This window comes from Kitasatospora sp. NPDC089509, assembly GCF_044749365.1.
Lineage (GTDB): Bacteria > Actinomycetota > Actinomycetes > Streptomycetales > Streptomycetaceae > Kitasatospora.
Genome location: NZ_JBIVHS010000013.1, coordinates 39,615 through 64,820 on the forward strand (window position 1 = coordinate 39,615; position 25,206 = coordinate 64,820).

The 25,206-nt window shown below is 72.3% G+C and carries 29 protein-coding genes; 20 read left to right on the top strand and 9 right to left on the bottom strand.

The window, feature by feature from the left end:
* Positions 1-5 precede the first annotated feature (5 nt).
* From ACIP4P_RS25295 to ACIP4P_RS25320, 6 genes are all read left to right on the top strand, one after another.
* Positions 6-2,576 carry an Hsp70 family protein gene (locus ACIP4P_RS25295; protein ID WP_400922006.1) on the top strand — a complete coding sequence of 857 codons (2,571 nt, stop codon included), beginning with the start codon at positions 6-8 and terminating at the stop codon, positions 2,574-2,576.
* A complete protein-coding gene (locus ACIP4P_RS25300; RefSeq protein ID WP_400922008.1) occupies positions 2,573-2,902 on the top strand; it encodes a hypothetical protein in 330 nt (109 codons plus the stop codon). Before ACIP4P_RS25295 ends, ACIP4P_RS25300 begins: the two co-directional genes overlap by 4 nt.
* 91 nt (positions 2,903-2,993) lie before the next feature.
* The gene (locus tag ACIP4P_RS25305; protein ID WP_400922010.1) at positions 2,994-3,233 is read left to right on the top strand and encodes a chaplin; all 240 of its coding nucleotides are present in this window, start codon (positions 2,994-2,996) and stop codon (positions 3,231-3,233) included.
* A gap of 139 nt (positions 3,234-3,372) precedes the next feature.
* On the top strand, positions 3,373-5,004 hold the full coding sequence (locus ACIP4P_RS25310) for an AMP-binding protein (protein WP_400922012.1): 1,632 nt from the start codon (positions 3,373-3,375) through the stop codon (positions 5,002-5,004).
* A gap of 94 nt (positions 5,005-5,098) precedes the next feature.
* Positions 5,099-5,422, top strand: a complete 324-nt coding sequence (locus tag ACIP4P_RS25315; protein ID WP_400922015.1) for a hypothetical protein — start codon at positions 5,099-5,101, stop codon at positions 5,420-5,422.
* A gap of 45 nt (positions 5,423-5,467) precedes the next feature.
* Positions 5,468-5,911 (top strand): SRPBCC family protein, encoded by a 444-nt coding sequence (locus ACIP4P_RS25320; RefSeq protein ID WP_400922017.1) that lies wholly within the window; start codon positions 5,468-5,470, stop codon positions 5,909-5,911.
* A 19-nt stretch (positions 5,912-5,930) separates the two neighbouring features.
* Here the strand turns inward: ACIP4P_RS25320 and ACIP4P_RS25325 are convergent, their stop codons facing one another.
* The 3 genes from ACIP4P_RS25325 to ACIP4P_RS25335 form a co-directional block, all read right to left on the bottom strand.
* On the bottom strand, positions 5,931-6,335 hold the full coding sequence (locus ACIP4P_RS25325) for a YccF domain-containing protein (protein WP_400922019.1): 405 nt from the start codon (positions 6,333-6,335) through the stop codon (positions 5,931-5,933).
* A gap of 133 nt (positions 6,336-6,468) precedes the next feature.
* Positions 6,469-7,077 carry a hypothetical protein gene (locus tag ACIP4P_RS25330; RefSeq protein WP_400922021.1) on the bottom strand — a complete coding sequence of 203 codons (609 nt, stop codon included), beginning with the start codon at positions 7,075-7,077 and terminating at the stop codon, positions 6,469-6,471.
* A 108-nt stretch (positions 7,078-7,185) separates the two neighbouring features.
* Positions 7,186-8,232, bottom strand: a complete 1,047-nt coding sequence (locus ACIP4P_RS25335; protein ID WP_400922023.1) for a YncE family protein — start codon at positions 8,230-8,232, stop codon at positions 7,186-7,188.
* A gap of 172 nt (positions 8,233-8,404) precedes the next feature.
* On the opposite strand from ACIP4P_RS25335, the gene ACIP4P_RS25340 reads away from it, so the two are divergent.
* From ACIP4P_RS25340 to ACIP4P_RS25355, 4 genes are all read left to right on the top strand, one after another.
* A complete protein-coding gene (locus ACIP4P_RS25340) occupies positions 8,405-9,292 on the top strand; it encodes a LysR family transcriptional regulator (RefSeq protein WP_400922025.1) in 888 nt (295 codons plus the stop codon).
* Positions 9,293-9,386: 94 nt separating this feature from the next.
* Positions 9,387-9,950 (top strand): hypothetical protein, encoded by a 564-nt coding sequence (locus ACIP4P_RS25345; protein WP_400922027.1) that lies wholly within the window; start codon positions 9,387-9,389, stop codon positions 9,948-9,950.
* Between the two features lie 110 nt (positions 9,951-10,060).
* Positions 10,061-11,662, top strand: coding sequence for a multicopper oxidase family protein (locus tag ACIP4P_RS25350; RefSeq protein WP_400922028.1), 1,602 nt, complete (start codon positions 10,061-10,063; stop codon positions 11,660-11,662).
* Positions 11,663-12,054: 392 nt separating this feature from the next.
* A complete protein-coding gene (locus ACIP4P_RS25355; RefSeq protein ID WP_400922030.1) occupies positions 12,055-13,989 on the top strand; it encodes an amino acid transporter in 1,935 nt (644 codons plus the stop codon).
* A 75-nt stretch (positions 13,990-14,064) separates the two neighbouring features.
* On the opposite strand, the gene ACIP4P_RS25360 is transcribed toward ACIP4P_RS25355, so the two are convergent.
* On the bottom strand, positions 14,065-14,751 hold the full coding sequence (locus ACIP4P_RS25360; protein WP_400922032.1) for a transglycosylase family protein: 687 nt from the start codon (positions 14,749-14,751) through the stop codon (positions 14,065-14,067).
* Positions 14,752-15,094: 343 nt separating this feature from the next.
* Here ACIP4P_RS25360 and ACIP4P_RS25365 point away from each other — a divergent pair, with 343 nt between their 5' ends.
* Both ACIP4P_RS25365 and ACIP4P_RS25370 read left to right on the top strand, forming a co-directional pair.
* Positions 15,095-16,708, top strand: a complete 1,614-nt coding sequence (locus tag ACIP4P_RS25365; protein WP_400922034.1) for a purple acid phosphatase family protein — start codon at positions 15,095-15,097, stop codon at positions 16,706-16,708.
* 111 nt (positions 16,709-16,819) lie between these two features.
* Positions 16,820-17,614, top strand: a complete 795-nt coding sequence (locus ACIP4P_RS25370) for an MBL fold metallo-hydrolase (protein ID WP_400922320.1) — start codon at positions 16,820-16,822, stop codon at positions 17,612-17,614.
* A gap of 42 nt (positions 17,615-17,656) precedes the next feature.
* Here the strand turns inward: ACIP4P_RS25370 and ACIP4P_RS25375 are convergent, their stop codons facing one another.
* Positions 17,657-17,959 carry a hypothetical protein gene (locus ACIP4P_RS25375; protein ID WP_400922036.1) on the bottom strand — a complete coding sequence of 101 codons (303 nt, stop codon included), beginning with the start codon at positions 17,957-17,959 and terminating at the stop codon, positions 17,657-17,659.
* A gap of 177 nt (positions 17,960-18,136) precedes the next feature.
* On the opposite strand from ACIP4P_RS25375, the gene ACIP4P_RS25380 reads away from it, so the two are divergent.
* The 6 genes from ACIP4P_RS25380 to ACIP4P_RS25405 all read left to right on the top strand — a co-directional run bounded on the left by ACIP4P_RS25380 (position 18,137) and on the right by ACIP4P_RS25405 (position 21,048).
* The gene (locus ACIP4P_RS25380; RefSeq protein WP_400922038.1) at positions 18,137-18,988 is read left to right on the top strand and encodes a helix-turn-helix domain-containing protein; all 852 of its coding nucleotides are present in this window, start codon (positions 18,137-18,139) and stop codon (positions 18,986-18,988) included.
* 13 nt (positions 18,989-19,001) lie between these two features.
* Positions 19,002-19,199 (top strand): DUF397 domain-containing protein, encoded by a 198-nt coding sequence (locus ACIP4P_RS25385; RefSeq protein WP_400922040.1) that lies wholly within the window; start codon positions 19,002-19,004, stop codon positions 19,197-19,199.
* Between the two features lie 34 nt (positions 19,200-19,233).
* Positions 19,234-19,431, top strand: coding sequence for a DUF397 domain-containing protein (locus ACIP4P_RS25390; protein ID WP_400922042.1), 198 nt, complete (start codon positions 19,234-19,236; stop codon positions 19,429-19,431).
* 85 nt (positions 19,432-19,516) lie between these two features.
* Complete coding sequence (locus tag ACIP4P_RS25395) at positions 19,517-19,711, top strand: DUF397 domain-containing protein (protein ID WP_400922045.1); 195 nt, start codon at positions 19,517-19,519, stop codon at positions 19,709-19,711.
* 94 nt (positions 19,712-19,805) lie between these two features.
* On the top strand, positions 19,806-20,444 hold the full coding sequence (locus ACIP4P_RS25400) for a ClpP family protease (RefSeq protein WP_400922047.1): 639 nt from the start codon (positions 19,806-19,808) through the stop codon (positions 20,442-20,444).
* Position 20,445: 1 nt separating this feature from the next.
* Complete coding sequence (locus ACIP4P_RS25405) at positions 20,446-21,048, top strand: ClpP family protease (protein WP_400922049.1); 603 nt, start codon at positions 20,446-20,448, stop codon at positions 21,046-21,048.
* A 75-nt stretch (positions 21,049-21,123) separates the two neighbouring features.
* On the opposite strand, the gene ACIP4P_RS25410 is transcribed toward ACIP4P_RS25405, so the two are convergent.
* The 3 genes from ACIP4P_RS25410 to ACIP4P_RS25420 form a co-directional block, all read right to left on the bottom strand.
* On the bottom strand, positions 21,124-21,540 hold the full coding sequence (locus ACIP4P_RS25410; RefSeq protein WP_400922050.1) for a helix-turn-helix domain-containing protein: 417 nt from the start codon (positions 21,538-21,540) through the stop codon (positions 21,124-21,126).
* A gap of 82 nt (positions 21,541-21,622) precedes the next feature.
* A complete protein-coding gene (locus ACIP4P_RS25415) occupies positions 21,623-22,078 on the bottom strand; it encodes a hypothetical protein (protein ID WP_400922052.1) in 456 nt (151 codons plus the stop codon).
* A gap of 42 nt (positions 22,079-22,120) precedes the next feature.
* Complete coding sequence (locus ACIP4P_RS25420; RefSeq protein ID WP_400922054.1) at positions 22,121-22,708, bottom strand: TetR/AcrR family transcriptional regulator; 588 nt, start codon at positions 22,706-22,708, stop codon at positions 22,121-22,123.
* 56 nt (positions 22,709-22,764) lie between these two features.
* On the opposite strand from ACIP4P_RS25420, the gene ACIP4P_RS25425 reads away from it, so the two are divergent.
* A complete protein-coding gene (locus ACIP4P_RS25425; protein WP_400922056.1) occupies positions 22,765-23,655 on the top strand; it encodes an alpha/beta fold hydrolase in 891 nt (296 codons plus the stop codon).
* Positions 23,656-23,727: 72 nt separating this feature from the next.
* Positions 23,728-24,741 carry a questin oxidase family protein gene (locus ACIP4P_RS25430; protein WP_400922058.1) on the top strand — a complete coding sequence of 338 codons (1,014 nt, stop codon included), beginning with the start codon at positions 23,728-23,730 and terminating at the stop codon, positions 24,739-24,741.
* Between the two features lie 59 nt (positions 24,742-24,800).
* Here ACIP4P_RS25430 and ACIP4P_RS25435 read toward each other — a convergent pair whose 3' ends face one another.
* Positions 24,801-25,085 carry a hypothetical protein gene (locus ACIP4P_RS25435; RefSeq protein WP_400922060.1) on the bottom strand — a complete coding sequence of 95 codons (285 nt, stop codon included), beginning with the start codon at positions 25,083-25,085 and terminating at the stop codon, positions 24,801-24,803.
* Between the last annotated feature and the right edge of the window lie 121 nt (positions 25,086-25,206).

Below are 25,206 nucleotides of genomic sequence, written 5' to 3' on the forward strand. Positions count from 1 at the left end.
ACGACATGTACCGCACACTCGGCATCGACCTGGGTACCACCAACTCCGTGGTGGCCCACCTGCGTCGGGGCGCGCCGGAGATCATCTTCAACCGGCAGAACCAGGAGGCCACGCCCTCCGTGGTCGGCAGCGGCCGCAAGGGCGAACTGCTGGTGGGCTCGACCGCGCGCAGCCGGGTCGCCATCGACGGCGCCAACGTGATCCGCTCGGTCAAGCGCTTCATGGGCCGCAAGTTCAAGGACCAGCAGGTCCAGGCGGCACTCAAGGACATCGACTACAAGGTCACCGCGGGCACCGACGGCGACGTCAACGTCTGGTTCAACGGCCGCTCCTACACCCCGATCGAGATCTCCGCGATCATCCTGCACCGGCTCAAGCAGGACGCCGAGCAGCGGATCGGCGAGCCCTTCCACCGGGCCGTCATCACCGTCCCCGCCTACTTCGGCGAGCGGCAGGTCGCGGCCACCCAGGAGGCGGGCCGGATGGCCGGCCTGCACGTGCTGCGGATCATCAACGAGCCGACCGCCGCCTCGCTCGCGTACGGGCTCACCACCGAGGCCGGCGAGGAGGGCCGGACCGTCCTGGTCTACGACCTCGGCGGCGGCACCTTCGACATCTCCATCCTGCTGCTGGTGCCCGGTTCGGTCTCGGTGCTCGGCATCGAGGGCGACAACCTGCTGGGCGGCGACGACTTCGACCGGGCGATCACCAGTGCGCTGCTGGAGGACATCCGCGAGGAGTACGGCGCGGACTACCAGCCCGACCTGCGTGACCGCCCGAAGATCGCGGCCACCGCCGAGACCGTCAAGATCGAGTTGTCCAACCAGGAGGCCTCCGAGGTCATCCTGCCGGGCCTGGGCGCCGGACAGCTGGTGCTGGAGACGGAGTTCGAGCGGGCCCGCTTCGAGGAGCTGATCGAGGCCCAGATCGAGCGGACCATCGAGCTGACCCACAAGGCCATCATGCAGGCCAACCTGACCGTCGGGGACATCGACGAGGTGGTGCTGGTCGGCGGCTCGACCGCGATCCCGTTGGTCGAGCGGCGGCTCGGCGAGGTGTTCGGCCCGCGCCGGATCAAGCGCGGTGTGAACCCGATGCAGTGCGTGGCGCTCGGCGCGGCCGCCCAGTCCGCCCTGGTCGGCGAGGTGGAGTGCCCGGAGTGCCGGGCTCCCGGCGACCTGTCCGCCTCCAACTGCGCCAACTGCGCCACCTCGCTGCTCGGCGGCGACCGGGTCTCCTGCCCGACCTGCCACATCCCGGTCGACGCCGCGGCCACCGACTGCCCCAAGTGCGCCGCTCCGATGGCCGGTTCGGCCGCCGGCGGGGCGACCGTCCCCCAGCAGTCGCAGGCCACCACCGTGCTGCGCGGCGGCAACTGCCCGCAGTGCGGCACCCCGGCCGCCCCCGGCGTCACCGCCTGCGAACTGTGCGGTGAGCCGCTCAACTCGGCCGCCCCCGGCCACACCAAGGTGGCCTCCACCGCCGCCGAGGACGTCGGCCTGCGCTGCGGCTCCTGCTCGGTGGTCAACCCGCCGGGCAGCGAAGTCTGCACCAGCTGCGGCGAGTTGATGCAGATCACCAACCCGTTCGACATCACCCCGAAGAACCTGGGGATCGAGCTCAACGACGGCCGGCTGGCCGTCATCATCCCCAAGAACACCAGCTACCCGACGAGTTCGCCGGTCAGCCGGGAGTTCGTGGTCTCCGGCAGCGGCCGCCAGCGGCTGGAGGTCGCGGTCTACGAGGGCGAGCACGAGATCGCCCAGCAGAACGAGCTGATCGGCCACCTCACCCTGCGCCTGCCCGAGGGGCTCGGCGGCCGCACCCCGGTGGAGGTGGCCTTCGGCCTGGACCGGGACCGCACCGTCACGTTGTCCGTCCGGATCCAGGGCGGCGCCGAGAAGACCGTCAAGCTGGAGCGGGTCACCCTCGACCCGGAGCTGAAGGTGCAGGTCGAGGAGCAGCAGCGGCAGATCGAGTCCTTCACCGACCGCTGGGGCGGCGAGCTGACCGAGGCCGAGCGGCGCGAGGCCCAGCGCCTGATGGACACCCTGGACGACCTCGCCGCCGGGCAGACCCGCGGCCAGTCGGTGGACGAGGCGCTGGAGCGGGCGCAGCGCCAGCTCAAGGCCCAGCGCTGGGTGCGCGGCTCGGAGGCGTACCTGAGCCTGTTCATCCACTACTGCGAGAAGCACCTGGACCCGAGCGACCTCGACCGGCTCCGCTCGGTGGCCGCCGAGCTGCGGCTGCGCCGGGAGGCGGCGGACTGGGAGGGCGCGATGCGCGCGGCCCAGAAGGCGGACGAGCTGTGCGACTCGCTCGGGCACACCTTCCGGATGCTCACCATGTGCAACGTCTACGTCAACCAGAACATGGTCTCGCCGGCCCTCGGCCAGCGGATCATGGCGGAGCTGCGCGGGCTGGACGAGGCGGTGGAGGCGCCCAACATGGAGGAGGTCAACCGCCACATGTCGAACCTGCTCGCGCTGTACGCGCAGGCGCAGCGGGAGCTGGGCAACGAGCCGGCCGCCGAGTCGCTCGGCCCGGTCCGTCCGGAGGAGGCGGGTCCGCGATGACCGCCGTGACCGTTCCCGAGATCCGCTGCCCGCTGTGCAAGGTCCCGGCGGACCGGCAGTCGCTGGGCTGCCCGTCCTGCCGGGAGGACCTGGGCGTGCTGTTCCGGCTGCGTTACGCCGCTCGGATCGACTACAACCGGGCCCTGGAGGCGCTGGCGGCCGGTGACGGGGCGCTGGCGCTCGGTCTGCTGCACCGCGCGGTGGAGGCCGAGCCGGGCCTCGAACCGGCCCTGGAGCTGCTGGAATCACTGAGCGTGGCCGCACCCGCCGGGGTGCGGGCCGGTGGACGGGAGACCGGGCGGGAGGGCGACACGCCCCCGGAATGACCAATTCGGCCGCTCCCGGACTGCCGTCGAGTTCGATCGGTGCGAGTGTGATCGTCACACGGAGTTCGCCAGCCTCACAAGGAGTGACGCAATGCGTATTCGCACCACCCTCGCCGCCACCGCGCTCGCCGCGGTGGCCGTCCTCGCCGGTGCCGGCACCGCCGCCGCCGGTGACGCGACCGCGAACGGTGTCGCCTTCGGGTCGCCCGGCGTCCTGTCGGGCAACCAGATCCAGATCCCGATCAACGTCGAGGCCAACGTCTGCGGCAACTCGATCGGGGTCATCTCCCTGCTGAACCCGGCCTTCGGCAACACCTGCATCAACTTCTGACCCGCGCGCCGGGGCCGTCCGTCGAACCCGACGGGCGGCCCCGGCGCCGTGCCGGTACCCCCGTTCGGGGGTGGCGGCGCGGGCCCGGGACCGCGACCATGGTTCCCTGTCCCGCGCCGCCGCACCCAGGAGCCCGCCCGTGCCGACACCGCCCGCCCCGCGCAGCTACGCCTCCGGCACCGCCGACGTCCCGCTGCTGGGCGACACCATCGGGGAGAACCTGGACCGCGCGGTGCGCGCCTTCCCCGACCGGGACGCGCTGGTCGACCGCCCCACCGGCCGCCGCTGGACGTACGCCCAACTGGCCGCCGACGTCGACGCGCTGGCCCTCGGCCTGCTGGAGCTGGGGATCGCCAAGGGGGACCGGGTCGGCATCTGGGCCCCCAACTGCGCCGAGTGGACGCTCACCCAGTACGCCACCGCCAAGCTCGGCGCGATCCTGGTCACCGTCAACCCGGCCTACCGGGCACACGAGTTGGAGTACGTGCTGAACCAGGCCGGGATCCGGCTGCTGGTCGCCGCCGAGCGCTTCAAGACCTCGGACTACGCCGGGATGATCGACGAAGTCCGGCCGCACTGCCCGGAGTTGGAGCGGGTACTGCTGCTCGGCAGCCCCGCCTGGGACGCGGTGCTGACCGCCGGCCGCGCCGTCGACCCGGCCCTGCTAGCCGCCCGCCAGGGCGAGTTGGCCCCGGACGACCCGATCAACATCCAGTACACCTCGGGCACCACCGGCTTCCCCAAGGGCGCCACCCTCTCGCACCACAACATCCTCAACAACGGGTACTTCGTGGGCGAGTTGCTGCACTACACCGAACAGGACCGGATCTGCGTGCCGGTGCCCTTCTACCACTGCTTCGGCATGGTCATGGGCAACCTGGCGGCCACCTCGCACGGCGCCTGCGTCGTCATCCCGGCCCCCGCCTTCGACCCCGGCGCCACCCTGGCCGCCGTCGCCGCCGAACGCTGCACCTCGCTGTACGGCGTCCCGACCATGTTCATCGCCGAACTCGCCGACCCGGACTTCGACCGCTACGACCTGACGAGCCTGCGCACCGGCATCATGGCCGGCTCGCCCTGCCCGACCGAGGTGATGAAGGAGGTCATCGAACGGATGGGCATGGCCGAGGTGTCGATCTGCTACGGCATGACCGAGACCTCGCCGGTCTCCACCCAGACCCGCACCGACGACCCGGTCGAGCGCCGGGTCTCCACGGTCGGCCGGGTCGGCCCGCACCTGGAGGTCAAGGTCGTCGACCCGGCCACCGGCCGGACCGTCCCGCGCGGCGAGCCCGGCGAGCTGTGCACCCGCGGCTACTCCGTGATGCTCGGCTACTGGGAGGAGCCCGAGCGCACCGCCGAGGCCGTCGACGCGGCCCGCTGGATGCACACCGGGGACCTCGCCGTGATGGACGAGGACGGCTACCTCGCCATCACCGGGCGGATCAAGGACATGGTGATCCGCGGCGGGGAGAACCTCTACCCGCGCGAGATCGAGGAGTTCCTCCACACCCACCCGGACGTCCTGGACGTGCAGGTGATCGGCGTCCCCGACCGGAAGTACGGCGAGGAGCTGATGGCCTGGATCCGGATGCGCGAGGGCGCCGAGCCGCTCACCGCCGAGGCCGTGGGCGCCTACTGCGCCGGGCGCCTGGCGCACTTCAAGGTGCCGCGGTACGTGCACGTGGTGGAGGAGTTCCCGATGACGGTCACCGGCAAGATCCGCAAGGTGGAGATGCGCGAGCTGGCGGTGCGGATCCTCGGCCTCTGAGCCGGGGCGCGTGTCGCCCTCGTGCGCTCGCCCGCGCGGGTGGAGAACCGCCCGCGCGGGAATGCCGCACCGTCGGTGTGCGCACAGTCCCGGCATGACGACACCCACCCCGGTCCGCACCCACCTCGCGGACGCCGTGCTCGCCCTGGTGGCCGCCCTGGCCCTCGCCTCCCCGGCCACCCCCGCCCTCGCGGGCCCCACCCACCCCGGTCCCGTCCAGCGGGCCGGCACCTGCAACCAGGCGGTCCAGGAGACCCGCGCCGACCTCGCCAACGCGGGCGCCCCGAGCAGCCACAGCGACTGGCAGGGCGTCCGCGCCGACGCCCAGAGCTTCGTCGACTCCCACCCCTACAACGGCTCCGGCACGAACAAGCTGAAGTCGGATATCCAGGAGCTGGACTACTACTGCGCCGCTTAGCCGTCCGGGAAAGCGGATCCCGCCGTCCGGCGGGAGAGTGGGACCATGCCCCTCGACGTCACCGTGGAACGCCTGATCCCCCTCCCGCCGGAAACCGTGGCCGGCTACGCCATGGACTGGCGCCACGACCCCGAGTGGACCCAGGGCATCCGCCGCGCCGCCCTCACCCGGGAGGCCGACGGCGGCGGCTTCGGCCCCGGCGCCGAGGTCACCCGGACCGCCCACTTCCTCGGCAAGCGGATGGACTACGTGCTCCGGGTGGCCGGCTACGACCCGCCGCGGATGCTCGACATGGTCTCGGTCGCCGGCCCGATGCCGATGCACGTGACCTACACCTTCGAGCCCACCCAGTCCGGCACCTTCGCCCGGATCCGGGTCCGCGGCGGCTCCACCTCCTACCTCCGGTTCGTCGCCCCGCTGATGGCCCGCCAGGTCCGCGCCTCCCTCGTCAAGGACCTGCGCGACCTGGAAGCCCGCCTGAGCCGCTGAGCCCCCCGACCGGCGCGTCTCAGTACCGGGCGCCCCAGGCCTCGTCCGTCGAGACGATCTCGCGGCCCAGCGGCATCAGCGAGATCGGGATCATCTTGAGGTTGGCCCAGCCGAAGGGGATCCCGATGATCGACAGGAACAGCGGGATGCTGGTGACCAGGTGCGCGATCGCCAGCCACCAGCCGGCGAAGATCAGCCAGATCACGTTCCCGACGCAGGACGCCGCCCCGGCGTCCCGACGCTCGACGGTGGTCCGCCCGAACGGCCACAGTATGAACCCGGCGATCCGGAACGAGGCGATGCCGAACGGGATCGTCACGATCAGCACGCAGCAGATGATTCCGGCGATCGCGTACCCGATGGCCATCCAAATGCCGCAGAAGAGCAGCCAGATGACATTGAGTACGAAGTTGATGGGCTTCATGGGGCGTACCTTCTCATGTTCGACGGGCTTCTACGACCGTGCTGTGCCCTCCGGCCAGCGTGTCCACGCCCCTTAGGGGGTGATGTTCAGGGTCGGTTCCGGGGAGGTGCCGAGGATCACCGCGGTCGGGCGGTCAGTGGGCGTCGCGGCAGGTGCCGTCGGGGGTGCAGAGGGAGAAGGAGAGTGGCCGGCCGGTCGGCGGGATGCGGTAGTGGTACGCGGCGAAGGTGGCCAGTTGGCCGGCGCCGAGGTCGAGGGTGCGGTGCCGGACCGGGCCGACCAGGGCGTCGGGGTCGCCGGAGACCGTGATGTCGTCGACCTGGCCGGGGTAGGCGGTGAAGGCGTAGGAGTCCAGGCCCGCGGTGGTGTCGGTCGGCATGGGGGTGCGGGAGAAGAGGTCCGTGACGGCGTCGAGCCAGATCGTGGTGGGGGACCGGCCCGCGTCGTTGATCACGGCGTAGCAGATGTCGAGGTTGTCCACCGGCCAGAAGGCCACGGCCCGGGACTCCCCGTCGGTGTCGAGGACCGTCAGGGTCGGCAGGGTCGGCTTCGGGCATCCGGGGGGCAGGTTGAGGGTGGCGACGAGGTCCACGATCCACCGGGCGGACGGCGGGGCGGGTTCGGGCAGGAGGACCGGGTGGCGGGTCGGGAACGGGTCGGGGTACGGCTCGCACGCAGTGAGCATGGTGAGCAACGTGATCAGCGCGGCCGTCGGGCCGAGCACACCGGAACCGCGTCTCATCTCCTGCCCCCTGGCCGACGGGTGTGCCCCAGGATGCGTCCGGCGTGTGCAGAGGGCAAGACTCCGGGCGCGGGCGCGGGCGCGGGCGCGCCCGGAGTCGGGGTGTCGTCAGGCCGGGCGGGGGAGGTACGCGAGGCCGTGGGCGCCGGGTTCGGCGGACTTGGGGACGGTGAGCCGGCTGACCGGGGTCAGGGTGTGGAGGTCGACGACGTCGACGGTGGAGGAGACGATCGAGGAGACGTAGCCGAACCGGCCGTCGGGGGAGGAGGTGATGGTCAGCGGGAACCGGCCGACCTCGATCGAGCCGAGCGGCCGGTGGGTGGCGGCGGAGAACACGGTGAGCCGGCCGGGGGCCTGGCGGCCGAGCGGGGAGTCGGCGTCGGGGGAGATCCGGACCTCGCCGGCCAGCAGGCGGCCGCTGCTGGTGAGGTGGACCGGGAGGACGGCCGAGCCGGTGGGCAGGACGTCGAGCACGGTGGCCGTGGCGGTGTCGATCACCCGGATGCCGGGGTCGGCGCCGGGCTCCGCGGCGAAGCCGAGGTACGGCCCGGCGACGTACACCCGGGCGCCGTCGGCGGAGACGGCGAGGCCCTCGCTGCCGGGGACCTCGATCTTGCCGGTCAGCACGCCGCGGTCGAGGTCCACCACGGAGACGAACGGCGCCTCCTTGTTGGTGGCGTAGCCGGTGCGCCCGTCCGGGGAGATCGCGAACCAGTGCGGGCCCGGGGCGTCGGTGTCGATCCGGCCGAGCGGGCGGCGGGTCGCGGTGTCGACGACCACCACCCCGCCGGGGCGGTTGGCCGAGGCCTCGACGCTGACGTAGAGCCGGCCGCGGGCCGGGTCCAGGGCCAGGCCGTGCGGGCCGTGCTCGGGGGCGAGGTCGATCTCCTCGACGATCCGACGGGTGTCGGCGTCGATGACGGTCACCTTGGTGTTGTGGCCCTGGTGCGCGTTGTAGTAGCCGGACCGGTACGCGGAGGTGCACCAGAGCAGCCGCCGGGCCGGGTCGAAGAGCAACTCGTGCGGCTCGGCCGCGACTTGGACGGTGTCGAGCAGGGCATCGGTGGCGGCGTCGAAGAAGCAGACGGTCGGGCCGCTCTGGCTGACGACGGCGAGCACGTCGCCGGAGAGGTGGGCGCGGAGGTCGTTGGACATCGGGACTCCCGGAGTGCGGAGGGGTCTGACCGGACGGTTCTGATCGGACGGTTCTGACTGGACGGTTCTGACTGGACGCTTCCACTGTCGGCCCGAGCGCGCGTCCGAACCATGCAAGGATCGGCACGGAAGAGTTGATCTAAAGCACAAAACTGCAGTTCAGGAGCCATGAATGGACCTCAATCTGCTACGGGCCCTGGATGCTCTGCTGCAGGAGAGCAGTGTGACCCGGGCCGCCGATCGGCTCGGCAGCTCGCCGGCCGCGGTGAGCCGGATGCTGGCCCGGCTGCGCCGCACGGTCGGCGACCCGCTGCTGGTGCGGGCCGGGCAGGGGCTGGTGCCGACCCCGCGGGCGCTCGAACTCCGGGAGGAGGTGGCCGAGTTGCTGCGGAGCGCGGAGAACGTGCTGCGCCCCGGGGCGGGCTTCGACCCGGCGCGCCTGGAACGGACCTTCACCGTGCAGACCACCGACGCGGTGCTGGTCCGGGTGGCCGGCCCGCTGATCGGGCGGATCCGCGCCGAGGCGCCCGGGGTGGACGTGGTGTTCCTGCCGGAGGCGCTGGAGGGCGGACCGGGGCTGCGGCAGGGGCAGGTGGACGTCGAGGTGGGCGTGCTCGGCCACCTGGACCCGGAGATCCGCAGTCGGCCGCTGGTCACGGCGCCGGTGGTGGGTGTGGCGCGGGTCGGCCACCCGCTGTTCGAGGGGCGGATCACCGCCCGGCGGTTCGCCGCCGCCGACCACATCGGCGTCTCCCGGCGCGGCAAGCGGCTCGGGCCGATCGACGCCGCGCTGGCCGAGCGCGGGCTCACCCGTCGGGTCGCGGTGGTGGTGCCCGGCCACACCACCGCGATGCTGCTGGCCCGGGACAGTGACCTGGTGACGCTCGGGGCGGCGGACTGGCTGCCGGAGACCTTCGCGGCACTGGGCCTGCGGGCCTTCCCGATCCCGCTCGAACTCCCGGCGCTGGAGCTGGGGATGGCCTGGCACCCGCGCAACTCGGTCGATCCGGCGCACAGGTGGTTCCGGGCCCACCTGGCGGCCGCCGTGCGGCGCGCGTAGCCGCCTCGGTCGGCGGCCCGGTGCGGTGTCCGCTCGGGCCTCGGGATACCCTGCCGGGGTAAGTGGATCCTCGGGTGGGACGGAAGGCGGGCAGATGGTGCGGCAGCGGCCGGACGGCTCCCCGTCGTCCCTCCCGTCGTCCCTCTCGCGGCCCGGGGTGCTGCGGCTGCTGCTGCTCGCCGCGCTGCTGCTCGGCGTGGTGACGATGCACACCCTCGGCCACCCGAGCGGCTCCCACGGCGGGACCGGTGGGCACGGCGACCGACCCGGGCACGGGGCCCGGATGACGGCGGCGCAGCAGCTGCCGGAGCACCACGCCGCCGTGCCTGCGGCGGACGCCCCCGTGACGGACGCCGCCGTGACGGACGCCCCCGTGACGGACGCCGCCGTGACGGACGCCCCCATGACGGACGCCGCCATGACGGACGCCGCCGTGACGGCCGACCCCGCCGCCGGGGGCGGGATGGACCCGATGGCGGTCTGTCTCGCCGTGCTGGCCGGCTGGACCCTGCTGCTCCTGGTCGTCGGGCCGCTGCTGCGCCGCAGCGGCGACGCGGCCGCCGGGGTGCGGGCCCGGCTGCTGCGGGCGGTGCGGGCGCTGCCGCCGCCCGGGGGTGGGCGGATCCTCCTCAGCAGACTGTCGGTGCTGCGTCAGTAGGCGCGCGCTCGCCGTTCCCTGCCCGCTCGTGCGCCTTCGCGCCCGCGCGCGGAACGGCTGACGCGCCGTCCTGTACGTCCACACCACCCCTGTATGAGGTGCACTCCGTCATGCGCACACCCACCCGTCGTACCGTCCTCGGCGCCGCGCTCGCCGCCGCCGGGACCGGTCTGCTCACCGCCTGCTCCGCCGGATCCGACCCGATGAAGGGGATGGACCACGCGGCCATGGGCCACTCCCCGGCCTCCCCGGCCGCCGGCGGCACGACCGCTCCCGCCGGGTTCGTCGCCCCGAACGGCCCCGAGGTCGCCGCCGCCGAGGCCCGGCGCCGGCCCGGGCCCGAGCGCAAGGTCGCGCTCACCGCCACCGAGACCACCCTCGACCTGGGCGGACGCACCGTCCGCAGCTGGGCCTACGGCGACCGCCTGCCCGGCCAGGAGGTGCGCGCGACCGTCGGCGACACCCTCGCCCTCACCCTCGCCAACCACCTGCCGCAGCCCACCTCGCTGCACTGGCACGGCCTCGCGCTGCGCAACGACATGGACGGCGTGCCGGGCGTGACCCAGGAGCCGGTCCGGGCGGGCGGCTCCTTCGACTACCGCTTCGCGCTCTCCCACCCGGGCACCTACTGGTTCCACCCGCACTCCGGCGTGCAGCAGGACCGCGGCCTGTACGCGCCGCTGATCGTCGAGGACCCGAAGGAGCCGCTGCGCTACGACAAGGAGTGGGTCGTCGTCCTGGACGACTGGGTGGACGGGATCGACGGCAGCACCCCGGACGCCGTCCTCGCCGAACTCGCCGGGGGCATGGGCGGGATGGACCACTCGTCGCACGACATGTCCGGCATGGACATGGGCGGCGGCGCGTCCACCCCGGCCGCGGGTCCCTCCCGGATGCTGATGGGCGCCGCGAGCCCGCTGCTCGGCGGCGACGCGGGCGACGTCGCCTACCCGTTCCACCTGGTCAACGGCCGGTTGGCGAGCGCCCCGGAGACCTTCACCGCCAAGCCCGGCGACCGGATCCGGATCCGGCTGATCAACGCGGGCGGCGACACCGCCTACCGGGTCGCGCTCGGCGGCCACCAGCTGACCGTCACCCACACCGACGGCTTCCCGGTCGAACAGGCCACCACCCAGGCGCTGTTGCTCGGCATGGGCGAGCGCTACGACGTGCTGGTCACCGCCCAGGACGGCGTCTTCCCGCTGACCGCGCTGGCCGAGGGCAAGAACGCCACCGCGTTGGCCGTGCTGCGCACCGGCGGCGGCGCGGCGCCGGACGCCTCGGCGCGTCCGGCCGAGCTGGACGGCCGGCTGCTGACCGCCGCGCAGTTGAAGGCCGACCCGAGCGTCCGACTGCCCGCCAAGTCGCCCGACCGGACGGTGCTGCTGGAGCTCACCGGCGGGATGGCGAAGGCCGACTGGGCGTTCAACGGCCGCGCGTACGACCCCGCGCAGCGCTACCCGGTGGCGGCGGGCGAGCGGGTGCGGCTGGAGTTCCGCAACAGCACCGCCATGTGGCACCCCGTCCACCTGCACGGACACAGTTTCGCGCTGGGCGCGGACGGCCCGCGCAAGGACACCGCGATCGTGCTGCCGGGCACCACGCTGGCGGTCGACTTCGACGCGGACAACCCGGGGCTGTGGATGGTGCACTGCCACAACGTGTACCACGCGGAGACCGGGATGATGACCGTGCTCGGTTACCGCGCGTAACCCCGGACCCCTCCGCGGACCGCTCCGCGACGGTCCCGGACCGCTCCGCGACGGTCCCGGACCGCTCCGCGAACGTCCCGGGACCGTGCCGCGGTCCGCCGTACCGTCCACCCCGTGAGACGCCGGGGCGCGGGAGGTCCTCCCCGCCCCGGCACCCGGCCCGCCGCGCGGTGCCACCTGCCCCGACCCGTGCAGCCATGACGTTTTCTTAACGCGGGCCGATGACGTCTCCTTAACGCCGGTCGCATAGCCTGACGCACTGCCGTCGCCCGACGGCGCTTTACGGGGTCTTGAACAAGAGGTGCAAGGTGGTTTCGTCGGGTTCGACGGAGACGACGACGGAGGACCCGTCGTCGGCGCGAATACGGCTCCGCAGCTGGCTCCTGGAGGACATGTCCCCGGACAAGGCCGCCAGGGACGCCGCAGCGAAGGCCCAGCAGGACGGCACGGAGCCGGGGGACTCCGCCGCCGCTACCGATCACGCTGCGCACACGGGCCAGCCGTGGTGGCGCGTGATGTGCCTGACCGGTCTGGACTACTTCTCGACGCTCGGCTACCAGCCGGGCATCGCCGCCCTCGCGGCCGGCCTGCTCTCGCCGATCGCCACGATCGTGCTGGTGCTGGTCACCCTGTTCGGCGCGCTGCCGGTCTACCGGCGGGTCGCCCAGGAGAGCCCGCGCGGTGAGGGCTCGATCGCGATGCTGGAGCGGCTGCTGTCGTTCTGGAAGGGCAAGCTGTTCGTCCTCGCCCTGCTCGGCTTCGCGGCGACGGACTTCATCATCACGATCACCCTCTCGGCCGCCGACGCCAGCGCGCACCTGGTCGAGAACCCGCATCTGAACAGCGCCCTCGGCGGCAAGCAGATGGTGATCACGCTGATCCTGGTCGCCCTGCTCGGCGCGGTCTTCCTCAAGGGCTTCAGCGAGGCCATCGGCCTGGCCGTCGGGCTGGTCGGGGTCTACCTGGCGCTCAACGTGGTCGTCGTCGTGGTCGGCATCTGGAAGATCGTCCAGGCGCCGCACGTGGTCACCGACTGGTCCAACGCGTTGACCGTCCAGCACGGCAACATCTTCGTGATGATCGGCGTCGCGCTGGTCGTCTTCCCGAAGCTCGCGCTCGGCATGTCCGGCTTCGAGACCGGCGTCGCCGTGATGCCGCACATCAAGGGCGAGGCCGGTGACACCGAGGCGAACCCGACCGGCCGGATCCGCGGCACCCGCAAGCTGCTCACCACCGCCGCCGTGATCATGAGCACCTTCCTGATCGCCACCAGCTTCATCTGCACCCTGCTCATCCCGGCCAAGGAGTTCGAGAGCGGCGGCCAGGCCAACGGCCGCGCCCTCGCCTTCCTCGCGCACGAGTACCTGGGCGGCACCTTCGGCAGCGTCTACGACCTGTCGACCATCGCCATCCTGTGGTTCGCCGGCGCCTCCGCCATGGCGGGCATGCTCAACCTGCTGCCCCGCTACCTGCCGCGCTACGGCATGGCCCCGCACTGGGCCCGCGCCGTGCGCCCGATGGTGATCGTGCTGACCGTCGTCGGCTTCCTGATCACCTGGCTGTTCGACGCCAACGTCGACGCCCAGGGCGGCGCCTACGCCACCGGCGTGCTGGTGCTGATCAGTTCGGCGGCCATCGCCGTCACCATCGCCGCCTACAAGAAGCGCCAGCGCGGCTGGACCATCGCCTTCGGCGCCATCGCGGCGGTGTTCCTGTACACCACCGTCGTGAACACCGTGGAGCGCCCGGACGGCGTCAAGATCGGTGCCTGCTTCATCGCCGGCATCATCCTGGTCTCGCTGCTCTCCCGGCTCAAGCGCGCCTTCGAGCTGCGCGTCACCGACGTCACGCTGGACGAGACCGCCGAGCGGTTCATCCGGGACTACGCCCACCGCCCGCTGCGCCTGATCGCCAACGAGCCGACCAACCGGGACGTCGCCGAGTACCGCGACAAGATCCGGCAGATCCGCGCCGACAACGACATCCCGGGCGAGGACGACCTGGTCTTCGTCGAGGTGACCGTCCGGGACGCGTCGGACTTCGAGTCCGAGCTGACCGTCCGCGGCGAGGTGCTGCACGGCCGGTACCGGGTGCTGACCCTGGAGAGCTCCAGCATCCCGAACGCGATCGCCGCGCTGGCGCTCACCGTCCGGGACCGCACCGGGCAGCGGCCGCACCTGTACTTCGAGTGGACCGAGGGCAGCCCGTTCGCCCAGTTCCTGCGGTTCTTCCTGTTCGGTCAGGGCGAGGTCGCGCCGGTCACCCGTGAGGTGCTGCGCGAGGCGGAGCCGGACCGCAGCAAGCGTCCGCGCGTCCACGTGGGCTGATCCGCACCCCCGCCGTACGCCGACGGCCCGCCCGGTCCACCAGGACCGGGCGGGCCGTCGCCGTTCCCGCCGGCGTCAGGACGGCAGGCGCAGCACCAGGCCGGGCTGGATCAGGTCCGGGTCCTCGCCGACGGCGCCGCGGTTGAGCTCGTACAGCGCCGGCCAGCCGCCGGGGACGTGCAGGTCGGCGGCGAGCTGGTCCAGGGTGTCGTCCTCGCGGACGGTCCACCGGCCGTCCTCGGCGGCGCCGGGGGCGGGCGGCGGCAGGACGGCGTCGCGGTCGTGGTCGCGGGTGGCCTCCTCGTCCCGGTCCTGGTCTTGGTCCCGGTCCCGGTTCTGGTTCCGGTTCTGGTCCCGGCCGGCGTCGTGGTGGCGGCCGCCGCCGACGGCGCGGGAGCCGCAGACCGGCCAGGGGGCGAGGCCGCGGTGGCCGGCCAGGTGCTGGGCGACCGCCATCTGCTCCTCGCGGCTGGCGAGGTCGGCGCGCGGGGCGTAGGCGAGGCCGCCGTTCTCCCGCCAGGTGGGCTGGTCGAACTGGAGGCCGCCGAAGTAGCCGTTGCCGCTGTTGACGTGCCAGTTGCCGCTGCTCTCGCAGTCCGCCACGCGCTCCCAGTCGTACCTGCCGCCGTCCGTCCTCCCGCCGGGGTCGGTGCCGCTGCTGCCGCCCGGGGGTGCGGCGTGGGCCGCGGGTGCGGCGACGGCCACGGCGAGGGCGCAGAGCGCGGTGGGGACGAGGCGACGGAGACGGGCGGTGGAAGGCATCGGCGGCTCTCAGGTCCGGGGACAGGGCGTGCGCCGTCCGGAGGCGGCGCGTTCCAACCGACGCACGCTGGACGGGGCGGGCGGCCGCCGACACGTCCGAAAGGTCACCCGCCCGGCCGTCCCGGACCACCCCGGTGGCCCGCGGCCATCCGGCCGCACCCCTCCGCGCCCGCGCCGGACGGGGCGGCCACCGGGCGGCCACCGGGCCGCCGTCGGCGGGTCGACCCGGCCGACCGGGGGCCAGCGTTCAACTCCCGTTCGCCGTCGGCACGGTGACCCGTGGTGTGGACGTACCGTCGAACTGGGAACCTCCTGGGCGTTTCTCGGAGCTCAGGAGGCGGCAATGGCGGTCAATCCCTCGCGGTACTCCCGCAGAACGGTCCTACGGACGGGTACGGCGGTCGGCGCGCTCGCCGCGCTGCCCGCGTCCACCCTGCTGTGGACCCAGCCGGCCGTGGCCGGCACCCCCGGACCGGAGCAGATCCACCTCCAGTGGGGCAACGAGCCCTCCCGCGAGATGACCGTCTCCTGGGCGACGGCCGCCACCGTGCGCCGTCCCCGGGTGCGGATCGGCACCCCGCGCGGCGGTGCGGGCCGCACCGTCGACGCCCTCAGCCGCAGCTACGTCGACGGGCTCAACAAGGTCGAGACCTTCACCCACCACGCCCGCCTGGACGGGCTGCGCCCCGACACCACCTACGTCTACGAGGTGCTGCACGACGGCGCCCAGCCGGTCCGCGGCACCTTCCGCACCGCACCTGCGCGCGGCCGGGCCGCCTTCCGCTTCACCAGCTTCGGCGACCTCGGCACCGGCGACAACGTGTTCAAGAAGTCGTCCATCCACGGCGCCGCGGCCGTCCGTCAGGTCGAGCAGTTCAACCCGCTGTTCCACCTGCTCAACGGCGACCTCGCCTACGCCAACAACAACGAGCAGCTCCAGCCGCAGGCCTGGAACGCGTTCATGAACAACATGGGCCGGTCCGCCGCCAACCGCCCCTGGATGCCCGCCCCCGGGAACCACGAGGTCGAGGCCGGCGGCGGCGACCTCGGGTACGCCTCCTACCTGACCCGCTTCGAGCTGCCCGACAACGGCACCCGCGACCACTGCGGCAACTGGTACAGCTTCCAGATCGGCTCGGTGCTGTTCGTCAGCCTGGACGGCAACGAGATCGCCGTCGAGGACGACGCCAGCATCGACCCGGCCACCGGTCAGTCCATCTACATCAGCGGCTACAGCGAGGGCGCCCAACTGCGCTGGCTGGAACGGGTGCTGAAGCGGGCCCGGGGCGGCGACGCGGTCGACTGGATCGTGGTCAACCTGCACCAGTTCGCGATGTCCTCCTCCGCCTCCAGCCACGGCGGCGACATGGGCATCCGGGAGCACCTGCTGCCGCTGCTCGACCGCTACTCCGTCGACCTCGTACTGGCCGGACACGACCACGACTACGAGCGCACCCACCCGGTGCGCGGCACTGAGCCGGGCGGACTGCTCACCCCGGCGGCCGTCGACGACGACCTGCGGCGGATCGACACCTCCGAGGGCACCGTCCACCTGATCCTGGGCGGCGGCGGCACCGCCGGGCACGACGACGTCTACCTGCCGGCCGACGGCGACGGCGTCCGCGAGGCCACCGTCCGCACCCAGCGGCTCACCTTCAAGGCCGACCCGGACGCCAAGGAGAAGGCCACCTGGTCGGCCGTCACCGACCCCGACACCAAGTACCCGTACGGCGTCGCGGTGTTCGACGTCGACCCGGGTTCGGTGCCGGGAGGCCGGACCACCATCACGGTCTCCTACTACCACTCGGTGCCGGCCACGGCGGCCAACCCGCTGCCGACGCCGGTGCTGTTCGACCGCTTCACGCTGTACCGCGACCGCAGCGACGGCTGGGGCGACGGCGACGACCAGGGCGAGGACACCGACGCCCGGGAGCGGGCCGGCGCCGGGCGCCGGTAGTCCCCCCGCCGAAGGGGCCCGCCGTGCCGCGGGCCCCTTCGTGTACGGGAATCCCTTGCCGTGGTGGCTGGTTGCAGCTGATGACCTGCTGGAGACTGCGGAAGGGTGCACATGAGGATCGGCGACATCGAGATCCTGGCGATCGCGGACGGGATGGGGACGGAAACCGCCGCCGAGATCCTCACCCGCCCCGGGGTGGCCGACCCGTGGGCCTGCCACGAGCACCACCGGGAGGCCGACGGCAGCCTCGGGCTGCCGCTCGGGGGCTTCCTGGTGCGCAGCGGGGAGCGGACGGTTCTGGTCGACGCCGGGGTCGGCCCGTTCGACGACGGCAGGTACCGGGGTGGGCAGCTGCTCGACTCGCTGGCGGCGCACGGGGTGGGCCCGGGGGACGTGACCGATGTGGTCTTCACCCACCTGCACTTCGACCACGTCGGCTGGGCCGCCGTCGACGGGCGGCCGGTCTTTCCGCGCGCCACGTACCGGGCGCACCGTGCTGATTGGGAGCACTTCGTGACGGGCGAGGGCGCCCAGCCTGCGGCGGTGGAGAAGCTCACTCCGATCGGGGGGCAACTGGAGCTGTTCGGACGGGACTTCACGCTCGCCCCGGGAGTCGATGCGCTCCACCTGCCCGGGCACACCCCGGGGACGACGGTGTACGTGGTCTCCTCCGGCGGGCGGCGTGCACTGTTGCTGGGGGATGTCGCGCACTCGGTGGTCCAGTTCAGCGAGCGGGACTGGCAGGTCATTTGGGACATCGACCCGGTCGCGGCCTCCGCCGTGCGCAACCGCATTGCGGACGAGGCGGCGGATACGGAGGACGTGCTGGTGGCCGCGCACTTCCCCGGCATGCGCTTCGGCAGGATTCTTGCGGCGGACGGCAACCGGCGGTTCGTGGCGGTGTAGGAAGTCGGCGGGGCCGACTTCCTGCGCGGGCGGGGTGGAAGGTCAGGCGGCGGCCGGCTGGGTGAGCCAGACCAGGCGGGTGGTGATCCCCGGCCGGTCGCGGTAGTGGCGCAGCGCCCGGTCGGGGGAGGCGAGGGTCAGGCGGGCCCGGCCGTCGAGGCTGATCACGTGCGTCGCGCCGTCGTGGTCGGCGAGCCCCCAGGCCACCACCCACCCGTCGGCGTCCAACTGGCCCTCGTCGCACACCTGGACGACGGCGAACAGGCGGGGGGCGGTGTCGAGCACGAGAGCGTACAGCTCCTGGTCGAAGGGCGTCTGGGGGTTTGGCGAGGGCGCAGCGGTCATGGAAGTCTCCTACGTGAACGGGAGTTGGATACCCCAACGGCTCGATGGGAGACGGTGGAGCGGACCTGACGCAGGATCAAAAGTAGCTAGTGGGTAGTATGTAGTCCACCACTCTTGGAGAATTCATGGCACTACCACTCCAAGGAGTGAAGGGCGAGCAGGGAAAGGGAGTGGCGGATGCCACCCAGCAAGATTCCGCCGAGCATCCGGCAGCGACGACTCGGCGCGGAACTGCGCCGGCTGCGCGAGCAGGCGGGCCTGTCGGTCACACGGGCCGGTGAGTTGCACGGCACCCAGCAGTCCCGGATCAGCAACATCGAATCCGGCGGATATCCGGTCAGCGCAGACCGGGTTCGATCGCTGGCGCGCCTCTACGGCTGCGCGGATGACGCCCTGATCGAGGCACTGACCCGGATGACCGGCGGTCGTACGCGGGGCTGGTGGGAGGAGTACCGCGAGATCCTCCCGGCCGGAGCGCTCGACCTGGCCGAACTCGAACATCATGCGCGATCGATGCGCATCGCTTCCGCGATCCACATTCCTGGACTGCTGCAGACGCCGGAACATGCTCGCGCGCTCTTCCGCGATGTCGTCCCGCCCCTTTCGCCGCCGGAAGTGGAGCATCTCGTGTCCCACCGGATCAAGCGGCAGGCAGTGCTCTACGGCGAAATTCCGGTCCCGCTGTCGGCGGTTGTGCATGAAGCCGCTCTGCGAGTGGGCTTCGGAGGGGCGGACGTTGCTCGTGATCAGCTCGAACACCTCCTGGCCATGAGCGAGCAGCCTCATATCGACCTGAGGGTGATCCCGTTCGGCACCGGTAGCTATCCCAGCTCCGGTGCAGGGATTGTCTACTTCACTGCCGAGGTTGCACGATTGGACAGTGTCCAGGTCGATGGCGATCGATCGGAGTTCATTGACACCGAGCCTCAGCTGATCAAGTATCGGGCTGTCATGGAGCGGCTGGAGACTGGTGCGCTCCCGACAGGCGCATCCCGAGACCTTGTGCGCCGCATTGCCCAGAGCATCTGAGACGGGACCGAGCATGGCCGTACACAACTGGCAGAAGTCCTCGTTCAGTGGCGATGCCGCCAACTGCGTCTACGTCTCAGCTGTCGCTGACTGCGCCGTCAGGATCCGCGAGAGCGACGATCCGGATCGTGTCATCACGACCACGCCTGCCACGTTTCGCGCTCTGATACGCGGTGTCAAGGCCGGAGAGTTCGACCATCTGACCACGTGACCTTCTCGGTCGACTCACCCGGAGAGGAAGTGCCGTGTCAGCTATCAATTGGCAGAAGTCCAGCTACAGTTCCGAGTCGATCAACTGCGTCTACCTCGCCAGCGCCCCCGACGGGAGTATCAGGATTCGCGAGAGTGATGACCCTGACACCATCATCACGAGCGCGTCCGACAGGCTCGGCGCCTTCCTGCGCGGGGTCAAAGCGGGGGAGTTCGATCACTTCGCCATGTGACCTGCTTGGAGTGCTGCCGCTACGGTCTCCCGCCCGCTCCTTCGGGCAGGCGGGTTTGTCTGCGTGGAAAGGGGCACCTGGAGTCATGTCAGCTCTCAACTGGCAGAAGTCCAGCCATAGTTCCGAGTCGGCCAACTGCTTGTATCTCGCGATGGGCGCAGGCAGCGTCAAGATCCGCGAGAGCGACGACCCGGGCGTCATCGTCACGACCTCTCCCGACAAGCTCCGGGCGTTCCTGCGCGGCGTCAAGGCGGGGGAGTTCGACCACCTGGCCGACTGATCTGCCCCCGGCGAATCTGCGGGGGGCAGAGGAACGGCATCGGGGGGTCTTGCAGGGGTGAGAGTGGAGTCAACGGCTCGACAAGGAGGAGCAGATGACTCCACTCACCCCACCCCAGCCCCGTGCGGAGCAGGGCGGCACGCAGCCCGGCCCGTTCGACGACCAGTTGGCTGCCCAACTGCTCGCGCAGCGGATCGTGCTGCTCGGCACGCAGGTCGACGACGTGTCGGCGAACCGGGTGTGCGCCCAACTGCTGCTGCTCTCTGCGGAGGACCCGCACACTGACATCAGCCTGTACGTCAACAGCCCCGGTGGGTCGGTCTCGGCGGGGCTGGCCGTGTACGACACCATGCGGCTGATCCCGAACGACGTGTCGACGCTGGCGATGGGGTTCGCGGCCAGCATGGGGCAGTTCCTGCTCACCGTCGGCGCGCGCGGGAAGCGCTTCGCGCTGCCGAATGCGCGGATCATGATGCACCAGCCCTCGGCGGGCATCGGCGGTACCACCGCGGACATCGAGATCCAGGCGGAGAACCTGGAGCACACCAAGCGGGCCATCGAGCGCATCACCGCCGAGCACACCGGCCAGAGCGAGGAAGTGATCCGCCGGGACGGCGACCGGGACCGCTGGTTCACGGCGGAGCAGGCCGTGGAGTACGGGATCGTGGACCGGGTGGTGGAGTCGGTGGCCGACATCCGTCCGGCCTCGTCGCGTCGACGGATGGGGCTCTGACATGGGGTCCTACACGGTTCCGTACGTCATCGAGCGAACCGCCAAGGGCGAGCGGACGTACGACGTGTTCAGCCGGCTGCTGAACGAGCGGATCATCTTCCTCGGCACCGAGATCGACGACGGGGTGGCCAACGTGGTCATCGCGCAGCTGCTGCACCTGGAGTCGGAGAGCCCGGAGCGGGAGATCTCGATCTACCTCAACTCGCCGGGTGGATCGTTCACTTCGCTGATGGCGATCTACGACACGATGTCCTTCGTGCAGGCGCCGGTCTCCACCTTCTGCGTCGGCCAGGCGGCGTCCACGGCGGCGGTGCTGCTGGCGGGCGGGGACCCGGGGCGGCGGTTCGTGCTGCGGCACGCGCGGGTGCTGCTCGGGCAGCCGGCCAGTGGTGGGCGGCAGGGCACGGTCTCCGACCTGAGCCTCGCGGCGAAGGAGATGGTGCGGGTCCGCTCGCAGGTGGAGGAGGTGCTGTCCCGGCACACCGGGCACGATGCGGCGACGCTGCGCGCGGACATGGACCGGGAGAAGGTGTTGACCGCCGAGGAGGCCGTCGCCTACGGGCTGGCGGACGAGGTGTTGAACCGGCGGGTGGCGTTCGGCTGACCGAGCGGGCGGGCCGGTGCCACGGGGGTGCACCGGTCCGCCCGCCCGGACGGGCTCCGCGTCAGGCGGTTCCGGTCAGGCGGCGAGGCAGAGGCCGTTGGAGCGCGCCGACGAGGGGGACGGCGTCCGGCCCTGGGCCGTCCGGGTGAGGCTGTGCCGGACCAGTTCCTCCTGGGCGAGCGAGAGCAGGTCGCCGAGGCCGAGCCCGAGGGCCTTGGCGGCGGCCGCGAGCACCTCGGAGGAGGCCTCCTTGCGTCCCCGTTCCAGCTCCGACAGGTACGGCATCGAGATCCGGGCAGTCTCCGCGACATCCTTCAACGTGCGTTCCTGGGCGAGCCGTTCGCGGCGCAGGGCGTCGCCGACGAGGTCGCGCCAGAGCGGCTCCCTCGGCGCGGGGGCCGGCGGGGTGTGGCCCGACCGGCCGGGGCCGGGCGGCGCGGCGTGCGGGCGCAGGGGGATGACGCGGGCTTCGTTCGGCGCTTGAGTGCTCACCCCTTCAGCCTAGGGATCCGGGGCGCCGACGGAAGGGTGTGGCGCTCTGCTGTGGGTGAAGTCGCGCGTGCGGACGGGCGGGTCAGGCGCGCCACGGTTCCAGGACGCTCCAGGTGCCACCGGTCGCCTCGAAGACCAGGTCGGAGCCCTCGAAGACCTCCTGCCTGCTGCCGGGCCGCAGTGTGCCGAAGCGTTCGGCGCACAGGTCGACCTGGAGCAGCCCGTCGAAGCGGGTGAACTGCGGGGGGTCGAAGAGGATCCCGGCGGGGGATCCCCCGATCTCGTCGATCCGGTACTGCGTGACGTCGGCCAGGTCCAGGCAGACGGGTTCCCAGTGTTCGTCCTCGCCCGAGAGCCGGGCGTCGATCACCAGCCGGACGGCCGGTCTGCGCGGTTTCCGGCCGAACTCCTGGTCGACGACCACCCGGCGGAGGCCGGCGTCGTGGAACTCGTAGCGGGCCAGCAGGGCCGCGATGCCGTCGTCGGTCAGCGGGTGCGGCCCGAGCCTTCGGGGCGGTACCGGTGCTCGGTGGTCCACTGTTCTCCCTCGTTCGGATGATCATCCTAGGGGGGCGGTGCGTCACCGGGCGGGGAGGATCCGGCCGAGGTGGTGGTGGAGGACGGCGACGGCGTCCTCCGGTGTGCGCTGGCCGAGTAGGACGCTGAGTCCGAGGCCGGCCGAGACGGCCATCAGGACGACGGCCTCCTGGTGGGGGGAGTCGGTGGCGCCGGCGGCGGTGAGCTGGGCGGCGAGGAAGGCCTCCATCTCGTTGGGGGCGGCCAGGAACGCCGGTCCGGCGAGGGCGGGGTCGGTGACCGACAGCACCGCGTACTCGGTGTGGATGAGGTGGAAGGCCCGGCTCTCCTCGTCGGTGGGGACGGCTTCCAGCAGGACCGCCTCGATGATGTCGCGCGGGGCGGTCGAGGTGCCCGTGGTCCGGAGGCGGCGTTGGATGCGTTCGCCCATCCGGGTGGTGAGGCGGGTCATGGCGGCGAGGAGCAGCTGTTCCTTGGTGTCGAAGTAGTACTGGACCAGCCGTACCGACACCCCCGCCTCGGCCGCGACCGAGCGCATCGTGACGGAGTGCAGGCCGCTGGCCGCCGCCGAGCGGAGCAGGGCGTCGATGATGTGGGCCCGTCGCTCCTCGTGGTCCACCAGCTTGGGCATCGGGTTCCTTCCGGATGTTTTTGTGGTACAACCATACCACCAAACCGGGAGGGATCATGACCAGGACCAGCGTCGGACACTTCACCAGCGAGAAGGCCCGCACGACGTTCCTCGACGCGTACGACCGGGCGATGGAGCTCTGGCCTTCCCCGCGCCGGGAGTTCGACATCGAGACCGGGTACGGCACCGTCCACGTCCACCACTACGGGCCGACCGAGGGCGAACCGATCGTGCTGCTGCACGGCCACGCCGGGCACCCGTCCAACTGGTACCCGCAGATCGCCGCGTTGGGTGCGCACCACCCGGTGTACGCGATCGACACCCTCGACGACCCGGGCCGCAGCGTGCAGCGCGCCGTCGCGGCCGGGTCCGCCGAGAACGCCGCATGGCTGGGGGAGGTGCTGGCCGGGCTCGAACTGGACCGGGTGCACCTGGTGGGGGTCTCGTACGGCGGCTGGCTGGCGCTCAACCAGGCCGTCCACGGGCCCGAGCGGCTCGCCTCCGTCACCTCGCTGGACCCGGGCGGGATCGAGAAGGTGCCCGCCCGGTTCTACGTCCACATGATCGGCGGACTGTTCGGCATGCTCGCCCCGCGACCGCTGCGCCCGGCGGTCGGCCGGCTGCTGGCCAACCCCGCGCTCAGCGCGCCGCGCGAGATGATCGCCCCGCTGATGCTCGCCATGCGCAGCTACAAGCCGGGCGGCCGCCCGCCCGCCCGGCCGTTCACGGACGCGGAGTTGGGCGCGATCGGGCTGCCCGTGCTGATGCTGGTCGGCCGGCGCAGCGCGCTGCTGCGGCCGCGCCGGGTGCTGGAGCGGGTCACCGCGCTGATCCCCGGCGTGCGGGCGGAGATCGTCGAACGGGCCGGGCACGGACTGAACCTGGAGCAGCCGGAGCTGGTCAACGAACGGCTGCTGGGCTTCCTCGGCGAACTCGCCCGGGGCTGACTCCGAGGGCGTCCGAAGGCCTACGTCTGTGGCCCGTTACGCCGTCGCGTCGGCCCGCCTAGCGTCGTGGCCATGGACACCACGGGGATTCTGGACGAGGCGCTGGAACGCCTGCACCGCACGGGGCCCGAGCGGCTGGGCCGGCTGAGCAACCACGCGCCGATGGCCGTCGAGGCGCTCGCCGCGCACGGGCAGGCGCCCGCCGTGCACCGGTGGCTCGACCGGTACGCGCGGAAGCTGGAGGACTTCCCGTCCCGGGTCGAGCCGGTCACGGCCGCCAACTGGCGTGCCGCGCTGGGAGATCCGGCCCGGGCCGCCGACTGGATCGACCACTTCGAGCGTCAACTCGCCGAACACCCCTGGCGTGAGGTGCTCGCGCAGTGGTGGCCCCGGCTGCTGCCCGGGCTGTACGGGGGCTCCACCCACCCGGTGATCCGGGTCGGCCACGCCGTGCGCACCCTGCTGGCCGGCGCGGAGACCGGGCCCCGGTCGGCCGAACTCGCCCACGGCCTGGGCTACTGGGCGGCGCGCCACCGGCCGGTCACGGTTCCGGTCCTTCGGCCGACGGCCGTCGGCGCGGCCGCCGCCCTCGACGCGGTGGCGCCGATCGCCGAGCGGGACGGCGGCTTCCCCGCCCGGCTCGACCGGGTCACGGCGCTGCCGGTGTGGGCGGCCGGGGTGACCGAACCGGGCGAGGCGCGCGACCGCCTCGCCGACCTGGTACGGGCGGCCACCCACCGCTACGCCACCCACGGGCACGGCGAGGAGACCATGCTGGTGCACGCGGCCACCGCCCCCAATGCGGTGCTGCGCGCGCTGCCCGCGCTCCCGCCCGCCCTGTGGCCGGCGAGCCTGCGCGCGGCCTGGACGGCGGCCGCCGCGGTGACCGCGATGTACGCGCCGGACGCACCCGTCCCGTACGCCCCGCCCGGACCGGTCACCCCCGAGGAGGTGTTCGAACGGGCCCTGGCGCACGGCGACGAACACGTCGTCAAGCTGGCGGACACGGCCCTGGACGTGGGCGACGAGCGCGCCCTGGCGGCCGCGCTCCGGGCGATCGAGCTGACCGCCCCGCCGTCGGGCTGACCGCCCCGCCGTCGGGCTGAGGCGCATCGGGGCCGTTCGCGGGCCGGGCCGGGCGGCCGTCAGTAGCGCAGCCGCATCCGGTCGCCCTCGATGTGCAGCAGGAACGCGGTGATCGGTTCGGTCCCGTCCTCGGGCTCGATCACGAGGGCCAGGGACTTGATCGCCCCGAGGGCGGCGCCTATCGCCCGGTCGTCCGCCGCTTTGAAGGCCCGTCGGGTGGCGTCGAAGAACGGTCGGATCGGCTCGAACGCCGGGGTGGGCCGGAAGTGGCCGTGCCACCAGGGCATGTCCAGGTCGTCGACGGTGATCGTGCCGAGGACGGTGTCCCCCTGCTTCAGCAGCACTGCCCTGCCCCCTTCGCCGTGGGGCGACACCCTATCGCGGGGTGGCCGGTCACCCCTGCCGGCCGCCCCTGCCGGCCGCCCCTGCCGGCCGCCCCTGCCGGTCACCCCTGCCGGCCTGCTC